The organism is Vibrio sp. SCP2 (assembly GCF_059295395.1).
Genome location: NZ_JCAFVV010000049.1, coordinates 1 through 223, shown reverse-complemented (window position 1 = coordinate 223; position 223 = coordinate 1). Strand labels below are relative to the sequence as shown.

The 223-nt window shown below is 49.3% G+C and carries 1 rRNA gene; it reads left to right on the top strand.

Annotation, left to right across the window (positions count from 1 at the left end):
- Nucleotides 1-223: ribosomal RNA gene (locus AC5O63_RS22505) — 23S ribosomal RNA — on the top strand; the annotation flags it as partial.

The following is a 223-nucleotide window of genomic DNA, read 5'->3' as shown; positions in this document are numbered from 1 at the left end:
CTACTGACTGACCGATAGTGAACCAGTACCGTGAGGGAAAGGCGAAAAGAACCCCTGTGAGGGGAGTGAAATAGAACCTGAAACCGTGTACGTACAAGCAGTAGGAGCACCTTCGTGGTGTGACTGCGTACCTTTTGTATAATGGGTCAGCGACTTATATTCAGTAGCAAGGTTAACCATCTAGGGGAGCCGTAGAGAAATCGAGTCTTAACTGGGCGTCGAG